Source organism: Butyricimonas sp. Marseille-P2440, assembly GCF_900091675.1.
GTDB classification, from domain to species: Bacteria; Bacteroidota; Bacteroidia; order Bacteroidales; family Marinifilaceae; genus Butyricimonas; species Butyricimonas synergistica.
On the sequence record NZ_LT594609.1, the window covers coordinates 563,952 to 580,039 of the forward strand.

General features: G+C 45.5%; 14 protein-coding genes and 1 riboswitch. Of the genes, 8 read left to right on the top strand and 6 right to left on the bottom strand.

What is annotated here, in order from left to right; genetic code table 11:
• Positions 1–214: 214 nt before the first annotated feature.
• The 5 genes from BN8899_RS08120 (at position 215) to BN8899_RS08140 (ending at position 6,905) form a co-directional block, all read left to right on the top strand.
• Positions 215–850 (top strand): TetR/AcrR family transcriptional regulator, encoded by a 636-nt coding sequence (locus BN8899_RS08120; RefSeq protein ID WP_018338050.1) that lies wholly within the window; start codon positions 215–217, stop codon positions 848–850.
• A 98-nt stretch (positions 851–948) separates the two neighbouring features.
• The gene (locus tag BN8899_RS08125) at positions 949–2,235 is read left to right on the top strand and encodes a TolC family protein (protein WP_040371565.1); all 1,287 of its coding nucleotides are present in this window, start codon (positions 949–951) and stop codon (positions 2,233–2,235) included.
• Positions 2,236–2,271: 36 nt separating this feature from the next.
• Positions 2,272–3,309: an efflux RND transporter periplasmic adaptor subunit gene (locus tag BN8899_RS08130; protein WP_026207576.1), complete on the top strand. Its 1,038-nt coding sequence runs from the start codon at positions 2,272–2,274 to the stop codon at positions 3,307–3,309.
• Positions 3,310–3,376: 67 nt separating this feature from the next.
• Positions 3,377–6,532 (top strand): efflux RND transporter permease subunit, encoded by a 3,156-nt coding sequence (locus BN8899_RS08135; protein ID WP_018338047.1) that lies wholly within the window; start codon positions 3,377–3,379, stop codon positions 6,530–6,532.
• Between the two features lie 76 nt (positions 6,533–6,608).
• Positions 6,609–6,905 carry a PG0541 family transporter-associated protein gene (locus tag BN8899_RS08140; protein ID WP_018338046.1) on the top strand — a complete coding sequence of 99 codons (297 nt, stop codon included), beginning with the start codon at positions 6,609–6,611 and terminating at the stop codon, positions 6,903–6,905.
• 54 nt (positions 6,906–6,959) lie between these two features.
• Here the strand turns inward: BN8899_RS08140 and BN8899_RS08145 are convergent, their stop codons facing one another.
• The 5 genes from BN8899_RS08145 to BN8899_RS08165 form a co-directional block, all read right to left on the bottom strand.
• On the bottom strand, positions 6,960–7,874 hold the full coding sequence (locus BN8899_RS08145; protein WP_018338045.1) for a YitT family protein: 915 nt from the start codon (positions 7,872–7,874) through the stop codon (positions 6,960–6,962).
• A gap of 246 nt (positions 7,875–8,120) precedes the next feature.
• Positions 8,121–8,309, top strand: a riboswitch (cobalamin riboswitch).
• Between the two features lie 159 nt (positions 8,310–8,468).
• On the bottom strand, positions 8,469–9,047 hold the full coding sequence (gene nadD, locus BN8899_RS08150) for a nicotinate (nicotinamide) nucleotide adenylyltransferase (protein ID WP_065219042.1): 579 nt from the start codon (positions 9,045–9,047) through the stop codon (positions 8,469–8,471).
• Complete coding sequence (gene gmk / locus BN8899_RS08155) at positions 9,044–9,604, bottom strand: guanylate kinase (RefSeq protein ID WP_065219043.1); 561 nt, start codon at positions 9,602–9,604, stop codon at positions 9,044–9,046. Before gmk ends, nadD begins: the two co-directional genes overlap by 4 nt.
• A gap of 41 nt (positions 9,605–9,645) precedes the next feature.
• The gene (locus BN8899_RS08160; protein WP_065219044.1) at positions 9,646–10,011 is read right to left on the bottom strand and encodes a four helix bundle protein; all 366 of its coding nucleotides are present in this window, start codon (positions 10,009–10,011) and stop codon (positions 9,646–9,648) included.
• Between the two features lie 75 nt (positions 10,012–10,086).
• Positions 10,087–10,965, bottom strand: a complete 879-nt coding sequence (locus tag BN8899_RS08165) for a YicC/YloC family endoribonuclease (RefSeq protein WP_018338041.1) — start codon at positions 10,963–10,965, stop codon at positions 10,087–10,089.
• A gap of 99 nt (positions 10,966–11,064) precedes the next feature.
• On the opposite strand from BN8899_RS08165, the gene BN8899_RS08170 reads away from it, so the two are divergent.
• The 3 genes from BN8899_RS08170 (at position 11,065) to lepA (ending at position 15,449) form a co-directional block, all read left to right on the top strand.
• Positions 11,065–12,255, top strand: coding sequence for a uracil-xanthine permease family protein (locus BN8899_RS08170; protein WP_065219436.1), 1,191 nt, complete (start codon positions 11,065–11,067; stop codon positions 12,253–12,255).
• 140 nt (positions 12,256–12,395) lie between these two features.
• Positions 12,396–13,457 (top strand): phosphate ABC transporter substrate-binding protein PstS, encoded by a 1,062-nt coding sequence (pstS, locus tag BN8899_RS08175; RefSeq protein WP_026207574.1) that lies wholly within the window; start codon positions 12,396–12,398, stop codon positions 13,455–13,457.
• Positions 13,458–13,661: 204 nt separating this feature from the next.
• Entirely contained in the window at positions 13,662–15,449 is a 1,788-nt protein-coding gene (gene lepA, locus BN8899_RS08180; RefSeq protein WP_018338038.1) for a translation elongation factor 4, read from the top strand.
• Between the two features lie 31 nt (positions 15,450–15,480).
• Here lepA and BN8899_RS08185 read toward each other — a convergent pair whose 3' ends face one another.
• Positions 15,481–16,020, bottom strand: coding sequence for an RNA polymerase sigma factor (locus BN8899_RS08185; protein ID WP_065219045.1), 540 nt, complete (start codon positions 16,018–16,020; stop codon positions 15,481–15,483).
• Between the last annotated feature and the right edge of the window lie 68 nt (positions 16,021–16,088).

The following is a 16,088-nucleotide window of genomic DNA, read 5'->3' on the forward strand; positions in this document are numbered from 1 at the left end:
CAAAGATAGGCATTATGGAATTGAAAATGGAGAATTGAAAATTGAAAATTGTCTATTCATGCTAAAATGCATGAAAAGTTGCGCCAATCAAGTGATTTAACAATAATTTAACACGAGCGTAGTATTAGTGGAACGATATTTGTATACTTTTGCCTGCGGAAACGTTCTGTATTCATTTCGTTTCCACGTACGAACTGTTTAAAATTAATCGCCTATGGACGAGAACATACATCAAAACGAGGAGCTTTTAGCGGACATCTCGGATCTTTTCTTAAGATACGGGCTGAGAAGCACCTCCATGGATGATATAGCGAATCATTTGAAAATTTCGAAAAAAACGCTCTATCAACAATTCGCCAATAAAGACGACGTGGTGGAGCAAGTGATGCTATACAGAAGACGAGTGAGGATGGTTGCCTCGGACACGAAAGAACTGGAAGGGCTGAATCCCATCGAGATCGTGGGACGAATCAGGGACTTCATGGTCAGCGACCTGGGAAGCCGGTTACCCGCCAATTATTTCGACATGAAGAAATACCACCCGGCGGTATACCAAAAGATTGCCGAGGCGGAAGAGGCTGTCACGAAAGATTTCCTGGTGAAATGGCTGGAAAACGGCATCAAACAAAAATATTTCAGGGAGGATATAGATAAAGAGCTGCAATTGTACTTGCTGAGCAAGCAACTGCATTTCTTGAGAGACCCGAACATCGTCGGACAAATAGAGTATCCCCTGCGGGTAATCATCACGACGATTTTTACCAATTTTGTCTACGCGATATCCACTGAAAAAGGCATAAAAGAGTATGAACGATTAAAAAATAATTCTAAACAAGTGAAAGATGAATAATTTTACCCTTTGAGGATTTTTTTGGTATAAGATTTGTACCGAGAGAAAAAACGCGTGAGAATTTCCCGGAAAATATAAATAATTAAAATCTATAATCTATGAAAAAAGGAATGACACTCTTCCTACTAATGCTTATCGTGCCTTGGATGCTTCACGCCCAAGAAGCCCCGCAAACGATCTCGCTGCAACAAGCAGTAGAGTTTGCTATCAAGCACAATAAAGAACTACAGTCCTCGCGGATGAACATCGAAGCGTACCGCCAGAAGGTAAGGGAATCCGTATCACAAGGATTGCCACAGATCAACGGTACGTTGACCTACACCACGAATTTCGGGTACAAGATGGATTTCGGCGGGCAAACGATTAAAATGAAAGACCAATCCAACGTGGGAGTCGGTTTGCAACAATTGCTGTTCAGCGGGTCGTGGATCCTGGGGATGCAAACCAGCAAGATCGCCGTGCGCCTGTCCGAACAACAGGTGGAATCCTCGGAACTGGATATCATCGAGAATATCTATAACTCGTATTACACGATACTCGTGACCGAACGGATGCAAGAGATTTTGCGCCAGAACCTGGAGAACATGAACGAGATCTACAAACACACGGATAATATGTATAAGGCCGGAACGGTTGAAATCACCGATGTGGACCAGATCCGCATTAACGTGGGACAACTGAAAAACAGCCTGCTGTCGATGGAGAGGACGGTAGCGGTAAACTACAACTTGCTGCGCCTTCAACTCGGGCTGGAAGCCGGAGCCCCGGTAAAGCTCTCGGACGGATTGGACGTGTTCCTCGAGAATGACAAATCAAGCCGATTGTACTTGGAAAAATTCGATATCAATAATAACGTGAATTATCAATTAATCAACACGCAATCTGAGTTGAACAAGAAGTTGCTGGGCATCGAGAAGTGGAGTTACGCTCCCACGATTTCCGGTTCATACAATTTCAACTACAAGATTTTGAAACCGGCACTAGACATGAGCCCCAAACACACTGCCGGCTTGACGATGAGTATCCCGGTCTTCTCGGGCATGCAACGTGATTCCAAAGTGAAACAGGCAAAAATCACGCTGGAACAAACTTACTTGCAAAAGGATTTACTGGAAGACCAGCTGAACGTGCAGGACGAGCAATTGAAATTCAACTTGAAGAACGCCATGGAGAATTACAGTTTGCAAAAAGAGAATATCGACGTCGCCACGCGGGTGTTGCAGAACTACCAGAGAAAATACGAGCTGGGAGCCGTTTCCAGTTTGGACCTGACCCAGGCAAACAACAATTACCTGCAAGCCGAAACGAACTACACGGAGGCAGTTCTCACGCTATTGCAAGCACAAGTAAGCCTGGAAAAATTGTATAACCAACTTCCGCGATAAAAACAACTTTGAATAATAAAACAAAAAAGAAATACAATGGTAAAGAATCTTATTCTATCGACAATAGCACTAGCTATGCTTGCCGGGTGCTCCGGTAACAAAGACAAAGCGTCACAAACTGACGTCGAAGAAGCTATTCCCGTGAAAGTATTGAAAATGAAAAAAACGGATATAGCCAAGACCTTGGACTACGCCGCCAACCTGGAAGCCGACAAACAAGTGTTCTACGCCCCGGCTGCCACGGGAAGAATCGAGAATATATACGTGGAAGTGGGTGACCGGATCAAGAAAGGCCAGTTGCTCGTGGAAATGGATAAAACCCAATTGCATCAGGCAGAAGTTCAATTGCAGAACCTGGAAACGGAATACAACCGTGCCGTTCAGTTGAACAAAACGGGAAGTATTTCCAAGCAGGCTTATGATGCAGCCGTGACCCAATACGAGGTGGCAAAATCGAACGTGGATTTCTTGAAAGAGAACACGCGGATGGAAGCTCCTTTTGACGGCATCGTGACCGGGAAATATTTCGAGAACAAAGAGCTTTACACGGGTGCGGCTTTCGGGGGTGCGACCAAACCTTCTATCATCGCGATCGAGAAGATCAACCCCATGAAGGCATACGTGAACTTGTCCGAGCAATATTACCTGACCGTGAAGCCCGGGACGAAGATCCAACTGAAGAGCAACATCTATCCCGACCAGGTATTCGAGGGTACGGTAAGCATTGTTTACCCGGCAATCGATCCCGCTTCCAGAACGTTCACCGTGGAGATCAAAATCCCGAACAAGGACGAGGCTTTAAGACCGGGTATGTACGGAACGATCGACTTCTTTATCGGTAACACGGAAACCATGGTGGCACCGGCTATCGCCGTGTTGAAACTACAAGGTTCGAATGACCGCTACGTGTTCCTGAATAAAGACGGCAAGGCAAAACGTGTGGCTGTGAAACTCGGCAGACGTTTCGAGGATCAAGTAGAATTAATCAGTGATGAAATTCACGAGGGCGACGAATTGGTCGTTGTCGGACAAGGCAGATTGGTTGACGGATCCCCGCTTTCCATCTCGAAATAAATAATTTAGATCATGGATGTATTTCCCGCAATCTAAAATTTAAAATCTAAAATTTAAAATTAGAAATATGAGTATATACAATACAGCGGTCAATAAACCCATTTCGACCTTGATGGTTTTCCTTGCCATTATGGTATTGGGTATTGCCTCCTATATACAATTGCCGGTAGACCAGTATCCTAAAATGGATCCGCCTTACATCACGGTTATGGCTACCTATCCCGGAGCTAACGCCGCGGATATTGAAGAGAACGTAACGAAAATCCTCGAGGACCAGTTGAACTCCGTGGATGACCTGAAGGAAATGACCTCTACCTCCTATGATAACTTATCTGTTATTTCACTGGAGTTCGAGTGGGAGGTGAATCTTGACGAAGCATCGAATGACGTGCGGGATGCAGTGGATAAATCTATGTCAAAACTGCCGGACGATATCGACCGACCGACGATCATGCGTTTCAACACGTCGATGATGCCTATCTTGATTTATGCCGTTACCGCCGAGGAGTCTTATCCCGGTATCGACAAGATTTTGGACGATAAACTGATTACCCGCTTGAACCGCGTGGACGGGGTTGCTTCCGTTATCGTAGCCGGAGCCCCGGAACGTGTGGTTTACGTGGATCTGGACCCGAATAAACTGGACGCTTACAATCTGACGCTCGAGCAAATCGGTAACAAGATTCTCGCAGAGAATAAAGATATTTCTTCCGGTAACGTGAAGATGGGTGACATGGACTACACGTTGCGCGTGGAAGGTGAATTCGAGGAAAGCGACCAGATCAAGAATATTGTACTGGGCACGCAGAACAACAAGATCATTTACCTGCGTGACGTGGCTAACATCCGCGACACGTTGAAGGATATTACCCTGGAACAATCGATCAACAGGGGCAAAGGTGGCGTTTTGATGGTAACCAAACAAACCGATGCTAACGCCGTGGCTGTGGCAAAACAAGCCAAACAGGAGATCGAAAAGACTATGAAAGAGTTGCCGTCGGATATCAAATTCCAGATCATCTCGGACAACTCGGACTTCATCATCAAGTCTATCAATAACTTGCAGGACTCGTTGATGTACGCGTTGATCTTCGTGGTGTTGATCGTGTTCTTGTTCCTCGGACGCTGGAGAGCGACTTTCATTATCGCACTGACGATCCCGATCTCTTTGATCGTTGCTTTTATCTATTTGTTCGCGACAGGAGAATCGTTGAATATCATCTCGCTGTCCTCCCTCTCTATCGCCATCGGTATGGTGGTGGACGATGCTATCGTGGTACTGGAGAACATCACGAAACATATCGACCGGGGTAGCCGCCCGCGGGAAGCTGCCAAGTACGGAACGAACGAGGTGTGGTTGTCCGTAATCGTGACCACGCTGGTAACAGTTGCCGTGTTCTTCCCGTTGACGTTGGTAAGCGGTATGACCGGTATCTTGTTCAAGCAATTGGGTTGGATCGTTTGTATCACGGTATGTACTTCTACGGTAACAGCTATCTCGCTGACCCCGATGCTTTGTTCTCAATTGATGAAGATTCAGGAAAAGACGGATAGCAACAAATTCAGTTTCTACAATTTCGTATCCCGGATGCTGGAAAAACTGGATAACGTTTACGAACGTCTGATTCGTTGGGTACTTGTTCACAAGACAGTGACCATCTTATCCATGTTCGCTTTGTTCTTCGCTTCTTTGTTCCTGTTCAAGATGGTCAAGACGGACTTTATGCCCCAGAATGACCAGAACTATCTGAACGTGTACGCAAAGATGCAATCCGGTCAACGTGTTGAGGTTACAAAACAAGTGGCTCTGGATATTGACTCCGTGATCCGCAATAGCATACCCGAAATCACGTTGATTAACCTTTCATACGGTAGTGAAGAAGAGGCTTCTTTCGCTTCCATGATGAACAGCACGGGTAATAATATCTTGAATATGCGTTTGAGAACGGTAGACTTGAAAGACCGTAAACGCAGCGTATTCGAGATTGCCGACCAGGTGCGCGGTATCTTGAAGCAATTCCCGGACATCCTGCAATACACGGTAACCACGTCGAGCGGTGGCTCCATGGGTGGCAACACGGTGGATATAGAGATCATGGGACACGACTTCAACACAACGACAAATCTGGCACACACGATAGCCACACAAGCCCGTACTATCCCCGGAGCCGAGGATATCAAGATCAGCCGGGACGAGGATAAATCCGAGCTCCGCGTGATATTGGACCAGAATAAATTGGCCCGCCACGGGTTAACGACTTCCGAAGTGGGCTCTTACTTGCGTAACCGCATCTACGGGTACCGGAACAGCAAGTTCAAAGAGAACGGTGAAGAATATGATATTATCGTGCGTTTCGACGAGAAATACCGTTCTACCCTATCGGAGATCGAGAACATCATTATCGTTGATGCCAAAGGACAAAAGGTACGCCTGAAAGAACTCGGGGAAATCGAGGAATTTTTCTCTCCGCCAAACATCGAGCGTAAGAGTAAACAACGTATCCTGAAAGTGTCTATCACCCCGGCGGCAGGTATTGCCTTGGGAGATATCGCAACCGCCGCTCAATCCATGCTTGATAAGTTGGAAGACGTACCGCAAGACGTGAGCTTGTATATCGGGGGTAGCTACGAAGACCAACAGGAGTCGTTCGGTTCTTTGATCATGTTGTTATTGCTGTCGTTGATGTTGGTTTACATCGTGATGGCTGCACAGTTCGAGTCATTCAAGATGCCGTTTATCATCATGTTGGCCATTCCGTTCGCGTTCACCGGTGTGATTCTGGCATTGTTGCTGACGAACACGACGATGAGTATCGTTGCCGCCTTGGGTGCTATCATGTTGGTGGGTATCGTGACGAAGAACGGTATCGTGTTGATCGACTTTATCAACTTGATGCGTGAACGGGGAATCCGCTTGTACGACGCTATCGCTCAAGCCTGTCGTTCTCGTTTGCGTCCGGTGTTGATGACCTCATTGACAACCATCCTGGGTATGGTGCCTATGGCATTGAGCGTGGGTGAAGGTTCTGAAACATGGCGCCCGATGGGTATCGCCGTTATCGGAGGTATGATATTCTCTACCATTATCACGATGATTATCGTACCCGCCGTTTACGCTGCCATGGACAAGAGCGGAAGCCGCGATAAACAGAAAAACCTCAGGAAACAGTTCAAATTCATGAGTGATTTCGATGCGGAAAGAGACCTTCCGAAGAAAAAATAAATAATTTATGATGCTAGATTCACGATTTCAGTTATACTTTAATCGTGAATCTAACTTCTAAAATCAAAAAAGAAATATGAAAAAAGCAGTATTTATCACATATAACCAAGCCTTGACAGAACGTGTTGCTTACATTCTCGATCAATTGCAAATACGGGGCTTCACGCAATGGCCACTTGTCAATGGTGCCGGAACTATCGACGGAGAACCGAGAATGGGTACACACACCTGGCCGGAAATGAACTCCGCTACATTGACTATCGTTGAAGAAGAAATGGTTCCCCTGATCCTGAAATACGTCAAGAATCTTGACGAGGTGAACAAGGAAAACGGTATCCGGGCCTTCGTCTGGGACATCACGGGGATGTATTAAAAAAGAGCCTTTCGGCTCTTTTTTTTTGCTTAACAGATATTCTTTTCAAATATTCTATTCGTCATTTTTCAATGACTTGAATCCTCTTCCGAGAATTTCCCGGGAATCAATAACGTTGATAAACGCATCCGGATCGATCTCACGAATGCGATGGCGCAAGATCATCATTTCACGGCGAGTGAGGATCGTGTAAACAATCTCACGAGTTTCTCCTTTATAAGCACCGACAGCGGGCAATATGGTGGCACCCCGGTTGATATCGTTCAAAATGATATTCTTGACGGTATCGACCTCTTTGGTCACGATCATCAAGGTCTTGTGCACGGAAGCTCCTTCCACGATCAAGTCGATCACTTTACCCTCGATAAAGACTATAATCCAAGAGTACATCGGCAATTTCCAATCCCCGAAAGCAACCACGGTGGTCAACGTGATCGTGCAATCCACGATAATCACCAAGGTTCCTAAAGAGATGTGCGTGTACTTGTTCAAGATCATGGCGATGATGTCCGACCCCCCGGAAGTAGCCCGGGATTTGAAGATCATACCGATACCGATACCGTAAACGATACCCCCGAAAATAGAAGACAACAACGGTTCTTTAAGCATCGCACGTTCCGTTATGCCCGGTTCGAGCAAAGCATCAAACCCGTAAGTCTGGTGAATTAACCACATAAATCCAGGTATCGCAAAGGTACAAATCACCGTCTTGATACCGAATTTCGCTCCCAAGAAATAAATACCCAACAACAATAACGGGATGTCCATACAAAGGGCTGTCGCCTCCGTTCTCCACCCCCACAGGTGATGAAACACCATTGACAAACCATAAGTACCTCCCGGTGCAAACCCGTAAGGTTCTGCAAACATCACGGCACCCACGGCAAACACAAAACAACCACCAAGCAACCAAGCATAGGTGATAAAGAAATCCTTAGAGAATAATTTCTCCTTAGTTACAAATCCCATACTAAATTTATTTATTATTCGACTTATTAATCGCACTCTTTCGCGGCACAAAAGTACAACTTGTTTTCGACTTTTTACAACGTTTTCATCGCTCGTGGTTTTATTATAAATATATCACTATCAATAATATACAAATTCATTCGCACGCATAATTATACAACACATCTCATATTTATCCAAAAATTCAAAATGCCCTCGCCAAAATAATTTTTCAATTCTTCATTTTCAATTATCAATTATTTTCCCTACGTTTGTAACTGTATTGGAGCGTTAATGTTAGTCGTAACATTACAAGGGAATCCCGTGAGAGTCGGGAACTGTGCCCGCAGCTGTAAGCTTCGTAACTTTAGTCTCTACTGCCACTGTCTGTACATGGATGGGAAGGCGACGAAAAGGAAGCAAGTCAGAAAACCTGCCAAGACGTAACTGTTTATGTAGCTTTCGGGAATTGAAGCTGGCAAGATGTTTATCGTGGGAGCGCGATTTTCCTCTACCCCAATTTTCCAACAAGCATTGTTCTGTGAATGAGTGAGCACGTAATTCAGATATAAAATATCTCTGCCAACTTGTTTTACATCGAATTTACAGGCTCACTTATTTTTTATTCCCTTTTCCATAGAATTGTTTGACCAAAGGTACTGCCTCCGCGGGAACCAGGGCAGAAATATTTTCACCCCGCAATATCATTTCTCTTACTTCCGTCGCGGACAAAGGAAACAGGGGGGCGTCAATCACGCTCATTCCCCGGGGTAATTGTACCGGGAAAGATTCTCCGGAACGGGGATACACGAAAATAGGACAATTCATGACAATCCAATGATAATCTTTCCACCTCGGGAAAGCCGCCACATTGTCCGCACCCATGACTAGAACAAATTCCCGACCGGGATGTTTATCGAGCAGGAAACGCAATGTATCTACCGTGTAAGAAGGTTTTGGCATGGTAAACTCGACGTCACAAGCCTTCATCCGGGAGTCATGCCCGATAGCCGCCTCGACAATTTGCAATCGCTCCGCCTCAGGCAACAGGAAACGGTCTACTTTGAAAGGATTGCAAGGGCTGACTACAAACCACACTTCATCGCATAGCCTATTCTCCAGCAAATAGCGGGCTATGCCCACGTGCCCGTTATGAATCGGGTTGAACGATCCGAAGAAAAGTGCCGTTTTCATTTCAAGAAACCCCTTACCGCTTTTTCTGCCTCTGCCAATGCCGTTTCCAGATCGTCATTTACAATAACCACATCGAATTTATCGGCAAAAGTCATTTCATATTCCGCCTTTGCCACCCGCTGTTCTATTTTTTCCATGGAATCCGTTCCTCGCCCTACTAACCGCTGGCGCAAAACTTCCACGGAAGGGGCTTTCACGAAAATAGAAAGAGCTTGATCCCCGAATATTTTCTTGATATTCACTCCCCCGACAACATCCACGTCAAATACCACGGCGTGCCCGGCTTTCCATATCCGTTCCAATTCGCTTTTCAATGTCCCGTAATAGCATCCCGGATACACTTCCTCCCATTCCAAAAAATCATCCTTCCCAATCCGTTGTCTGAATTCATCCGTTGAAAAGAAATAATATTCCTTCCCGTGTTGTTCCTCTCCTCTCGGAGCCCTGCACGTGGCTGAAATCGAAAACTCCAACCCCAAATCCAAGGAAAGCAAATAATTTACAATGGTACTTTTCCCCGATCCACTGGGGGCTGAAAAAATAATAACGTCTTTCATAATCAATTATAGGTCTATAAGGTCCATAAAGTCCATAAGGTCTATAAGGTCCTTTTTGATTCATCCAATACTTTTATAAAATTCGATAGCATCTTGGAAATTTTCTCGGTTTCCAAAATCAAATCATCACAAATATCACTTTTTATATAATCCAATTCTTTGGCCAATATCAACATGGAACGTACCTCTCCACAAGATCCTTTAGCGACAAAAAGAAAATGCTTAAATTCTTTATCCGAACGACGTTCAAAACCTTCTGCAACATTATTCATAACAGAAACAGCAGCCCGTTGTATTTGGTCTTTAAAGCCATAATCCTTTGTTTGAGCCAACAATATGTATATTTTCTTTGTTACCTCCTTCGCCTTTTGCCAAGCAAGAATATCTTCAAATCTCTCTATTTTCATGACCTCACGGACTTTACGGACATTATGGACCTTATAGACCTTATGGACTTTATGAACCTTATGAACTTTATAAACTCATAAAACGTTAAGGCTTTGTTCTTTTATCTTTTCCAACTCGTCTTTCATGCGGACTACGAGTTTTTGGATGTCGTGGTCATTGGCTTTGGAACCCATGGTGTTGATTTCACGACCGATTTCTTGGGCGATAAAACCAAGCTTACGACCGGGGGCTTCTTCTTGCTCAACGGTTTCGATGAAATATTTACAATGATTGGCTAGACGTACTTTTTCTTCCGTGATGTCAAGTTTCTCCAAATAATAGATGATCTCCTGTTCCAATCTATTCTCGTCGATATTCTTGATTTCGCACCACTCTTTCATTTTATCCTGCAAGCGTTGCTTGATGGTCACCACCCGTTGTTTCTCGAATTGCGGCACTTCAGCAGACAAGCTTTTTATCAAATCGACACGTTTCAATATATCGGCAATCAACACTTTTCCTTCCTGAATACGGAATTGATCGACGTCAGCCAAAGCTTTCTCGATAGCGCTCTTCAATGCGTTCCAAGCCTCCTCGTCCAACTCGTCCATTTTTACTTGCATGGTATCCGGGAATCGCATCACGGTTTGCAATAACTCGCCTTTATCGATTTCAATTCCCAGGGAGGAAGAAACCTCGAGCATCTGTTTGTAATATTGTTTCACAACCGACTGGTTCACCGCAACATCTTTCTCGTCTTCCGCGTTATCAAAATAGATGTACATATCCACCTTCCCGCGTTCCAGTACATTTTTTATCATGTTCCGAATCTCTATATCCTTCTCCTTGTAAAGACTCGGGGTTCTGAGATTGATATCCAACTGCTTTGAATTCAGACTTTTTACTTCTACTATTACTTTCTTTGTTCCGTAGTCCACGGTTGCTTTACCGAAACCGGTCATTGATTTTATCATATGCTCTTGTTTTTATACAAACATTTAACCACAAAAGTAAGGCTTTTTTTGAAATCCTCCGTCGAATATTTACCTTTGTTGGGTTTTAAACACAACATTATGGATGCAAATCGTCTTTCTACCTTCCAGAAAGGAGTTGTCGGCGCACAATTTCTTTTCGTAGCCTTCGGTTCAACAGTTCTTGTTCCCCTGCTTGTCGGACTCGACCCGTCTACCGCTCTCCTCACGGCAGGAATCGGGACATTGATATTCCATCTTGTCACGAAAGGTATCGTGCCGATCTTCCTCGGCAGTAGTTTTGCCTTCATCGCCCCCATCATCAAAGCCAGTGAATTGTACGGTATGGCGGGAGCCCTATCGGGAATGGTCGCCGTCGGCGCCGTCTACGGGATTATGAGCCTACTTGTTAAACTACGCGGAACGGATTTTATCAAAAAACTATTCCCTCCTATCGTGATTGGTCCGGTGATTATCCTGATCGGTCTGTCTTTGGCTGGTTCCGGGGTAAAGATGGCTAGCGAGAATTGGGTGCTTGCCCTAGTTGCCCTCGTCACCGCTGTCGTCGTATCCTTGAAAGGAAAAGGGCTGTTGAAGCTAATCCCCATTTTCTGCGGGATTATCGTGGGGTATCTCGTGGCACTCTTCTTTTACGATATCGACACGAAACCGATAAAAGAAGCCGCCTGGTTCGCCATGCCGCAATTGGTCACCCCAAAGTTTTCCTGGGAGGCAATCATTTATATGCTACCCGTGGCTATCGCTCCCGTGATCGAACATATCGGGGATGTCTACGCCGTGAACAGCGTCACCGGTAAAGATTTTATTAAAAATCCCGGATTACACCGCACTTTACTAGGCGACGGTATCGCCTGCGTATTTGCCGGACTCATCGGAGGTCCCCCGGTAACGACCTACTCGGAAGTAACGGGAGCCGTTTCGCTAACGAAAGTAACCAATCCTGCCGTCATCCGGATTGCTGCCGTGACAGGTATCATTTTCTCCATCTTCGGCAAAGTAAGTGCCCTGTTGAAATCTATCCCGGCTTCCGTGCTGGGAGGCATCATGCTACTTCTTTTCGGTACTATCGCCTCTCTGGGCATGAGTAACCTGATCCAGAATAAAGTGGATCTCTCGAAGACCAGGAACATGATTATCGTTTCCCTGATTCTCACCTTCGGTATTGGCGGTGCTGCATTTGAATGGGGAAATTTCTCCATGTCGGGAATCGGGCTTGCCGCTTTGCTAGGAGTCATTCTAAACCTCGTGTTGCCACAAGAAAGCATGAAGTAAAACACGTTATTCTATTCATTTTTCTGTCCCGGGCTTAACTTAACAATTAAGTCTTCATGCTGTAACAAAAGGTTCACAATATCAGCGGAACTTGCGGTTGCAAAAGAGAAGGAAAAACAGATTACTTAAATGAATAGAAAATGAAAAACTTATTTCTAACAACAATTCTTATGCTGGCTGTTATTTTCAGCAGCAACGCAAACAACGGGGAAAACGTTCCCGCCAAAAAAGTATCAATCTCAGGTGCCGGGGCAACCTTCCCGCTCCCATTCTACAACTTGGCTTTCAAGACTTACCAGGATAAAACCGGAAACTCCATTACTTACGGGGGTATCGGTAGCGGCGGCGGCATCCGTAGCTTAAAAGACAAAATCGTGGATTTCGGGGGATCGGACGCTTATCTTTCCGACAAAGAAATGAGCGAAATGCCCGCGGCAGTCGTTCACATCCCGACCTGCATGGGAGCCGTGGTACTGGCTTACAACCTGCCGGGAGTAGATAACTTGAAATTAACAGGAGAAATCGTGGCTGACATTTACCTGGGCAAAATCACGAAATGGAACGACAGTCGCATTGCCGCTATCAATCCCGGCGTGAATTTACCAGACAAAGACATGAGTCCCGTGTATCGTTCTGATGGTAGTGGTACCACTTTCGTGTTCAGCGACTACATGACTAAAATAAGCCCGGAATGGGCAGAGAAGATGGGAACTGGAAAATCATTGAAATGGTCGGTAGGAATGGCAGCCAAAGGTAATCCGGGAGTTGCCGGAGTCATCAGCCAAACGGAAGGTTCCATCGGTTACGTGGGTTCCGAGTATGCTTTCGCCATGAAAATTCAATTCGCGCAAATGAAAAATGCAGCCGGCAAATTCATTACCCCGAACACGGAAAGCATTTCCGCTGCCGCCAAAGGAGATATCCCTGCCGACACTCGCACGATGATCACTAATTCCTCAGCTCCGGATGCATACCCGATTAGCTGTTTTACCTGGATTCTCCTGTACAAGGAACAAGCCTATGCAGACAGAAGCCAAGCACAAGCAGAGGAAACGCTAAAGCTTTTAAATTGGATGTTAGATTCAGAGGCTCAAACCCTGACCACGAAAGTAAATTACTCCCCGCTTCCCGCCAAAGCCGTAAAAAATGCCAAAGCATTACTGAGGTCAGTTACCTATAACGGGAATCCTATTTTAAAATAGGACTTGAGTTTATCAAGATAAAGCATATACCAAAGAGCATCCCGCCCAGGATGCTCTCTTTATGTCATCGTGTACTTAATTTATTCAACATCTCATTTATCTTCACCTTATATTTTAATACAAAACATCCCGAAGTTGCTATTTCCGATTATATTTTGAACCGGAAATTCATTATCTTTGCATCCTAAATCTAAAAAATCGTAGATGAAGAACATTAGGAATTTCTGTATTATCGCGCATATTGACCACGGCAAGAGTACTCTTGCCGACCGTTTGCTGGAAACGACGGGTACCGTCGTGGGGAAAGACCTGCAAGCACAGGTGCTTGACGACATGGACTTGGAACGGGAGCGGGGGATTACCATCAAGAGCCACGCGATACAGATGGATTACAATTATAACGGCGAAAAATACGTACTGAACTTAATTGATACCCCGGGACACGTGGACTTCTCGTACGAGGTTTCACGTTCGATCGCCGCCTGCGAGGGAGCCCTTCTGATCGTGGATGCCACGCAAGGAATACAAGCCCAGACGATCTCGAACCTTTACTTGGCTATCGATAATAACCTGGAGATTATTCCTGTCCTCAATAAAATGGATATGCCGAACGCCATGCCCGAAGAGGTAAAAGACCAAATTGAAGAATTGATCGGTTGCGACCGAGAAGATATCATCGAGGCGAGCGGGAAAACGGGCTTAGGGGTCGACAAGATACTTGAAGCCGTGGTTGAACGGATTCCAGCCCCGACAGGTGATCCGGATGCACCTCTGCAAGCTTTGGTCTTTGACTCGGAATTTAACTCTTTCCGGGGAATTATCACCTATTGCCGCATCATGAACGGCAGCCTCAAAAAAGGCGATAAAGTAAAATTCGTCAGCACGGGCAAAGAGTATGATGCCGACGAAATCGGGGTACTACGATTGGAACAAGAGCCTCGCAACGAATTGCGTACCGGGGACGTGGGATATATTATCTCGGGAATCAAAACTTCTTCCGAAGTGAAGGTCGGTGATACCATCACCCAAATCAGCCGTCCATGCGAAGCCGCCATAGAGGGATTCAAAGAGGTGAAACCCATGGTCTTTGCCGGAATTTACCCCATTGATTCCGAAGACTACGAGGACTTACGCGCTTCCATTGAGAAATTGCAATTGAACGATGCCTCGTTGACCTTCGAACCGGAATCCTCCGCAGCCCTAGGTTTCGGGTTCCGTTGCGGATTCCTGGGAATGCTGCACATGGAAATCGTGCAGGAACGCCTCGACCGCGAGTTCGACATGAACGTCATCACCACGGTTCCCAACGTAATGTACATCGCCCACACCACGAAAGGCGAATCTTTCGAGATGCATAACCCCTCGGATATGCCGTCGCCCACCGTGTTGGATTATATCGAGGAACCTTACATCAAGGCGCAAATCATCACTCCCACAGACTATATCGGACTGATTATGACACTCTGTCTCGGGAAACGAGGGGTACTGATAAAACAACATTACCTGACAGGAAACCGGATCGAGTTGAATTACGAGATGCCTCTTGCCGAGATCGTTTTCGACTTTTACGATAAATTGAAAAGCATCACGAAAGGGTACGCCTCTTTCGACTATTTCCAGATCGGCTACCGCCGGGCAAACCTCGTGAAACTGGATATTCTGCTCAACGGCGAATCGGTAGACGCCTTGTCCGCCCTCATCCATTTCGACAACGCCTACTCCTTCGGGAAGCGCATTTGCGAGAAATTGAAAGAACTGATCCCCCGCCAGCAATTCGACATCGCTATACAGGCAGCCATCGGGGCGAAGATCATCTCCCGCGAAACCATCAAGGCGGTTCGTAAAGATGTGACGGCAAAATGTTACGGAGGTGATATTTCCCGTAAACGTAAATTGTTGGAAAAACAGAAAAAGGGTAAGAAGCGAATGAAACAAATCGGTAATGTTGAGGTTCCGCAGAAAGCATTCCTCGCCGTACTGAAACTGGATTAAAGAAAATAGGAGCTGTGTTGCGACACAGCTCCTATTTTTTCAACCATCTTTTTAACATTCCGATAGCCCGAGATTTCGTGTTATACACGGTGCGAATACTCATACGCAACCTATCGGCGATCTCTTCTGCCTCGTACCCGTTTAAATAGAGCCGCATCACCTTCCCCCCGGGATCAGGCATTCGCTCGACATATTCCAACAGAAAAGCTCCCAGCTCACTTTCCACTACATCTTCCGAAAAACCGCCATCCAATTCCACTACATTTTTGTACCTCCGTTCCACATCAAGATGGCTGATATAATTTTTGAATCCATTTTTGAGCGCAACAAACAAAAACGCCTTGATTTTCAAGAAACTGTCAAACGTAATATCCGCCCGCTCCCAAAGATTACAAAACACATCCTGCACCACATCTTCCGGTTCTACCGAAGTACCCGCATAAAGACGCCTCGCGTAAACATGAAGTTCCATGAAATATTCCATATACACGGACGCAAAAGCCGACATATCACGTCGATTAAAACGTGCTAGCAAAACCGCAAGTTCATCATCATTCCGACGAAACTCCATACACGCCACTTTAATATTTTTCTCCTCAAAGTTATAAAAAAAATCACAAAGAAAAATGTTTCAAAATA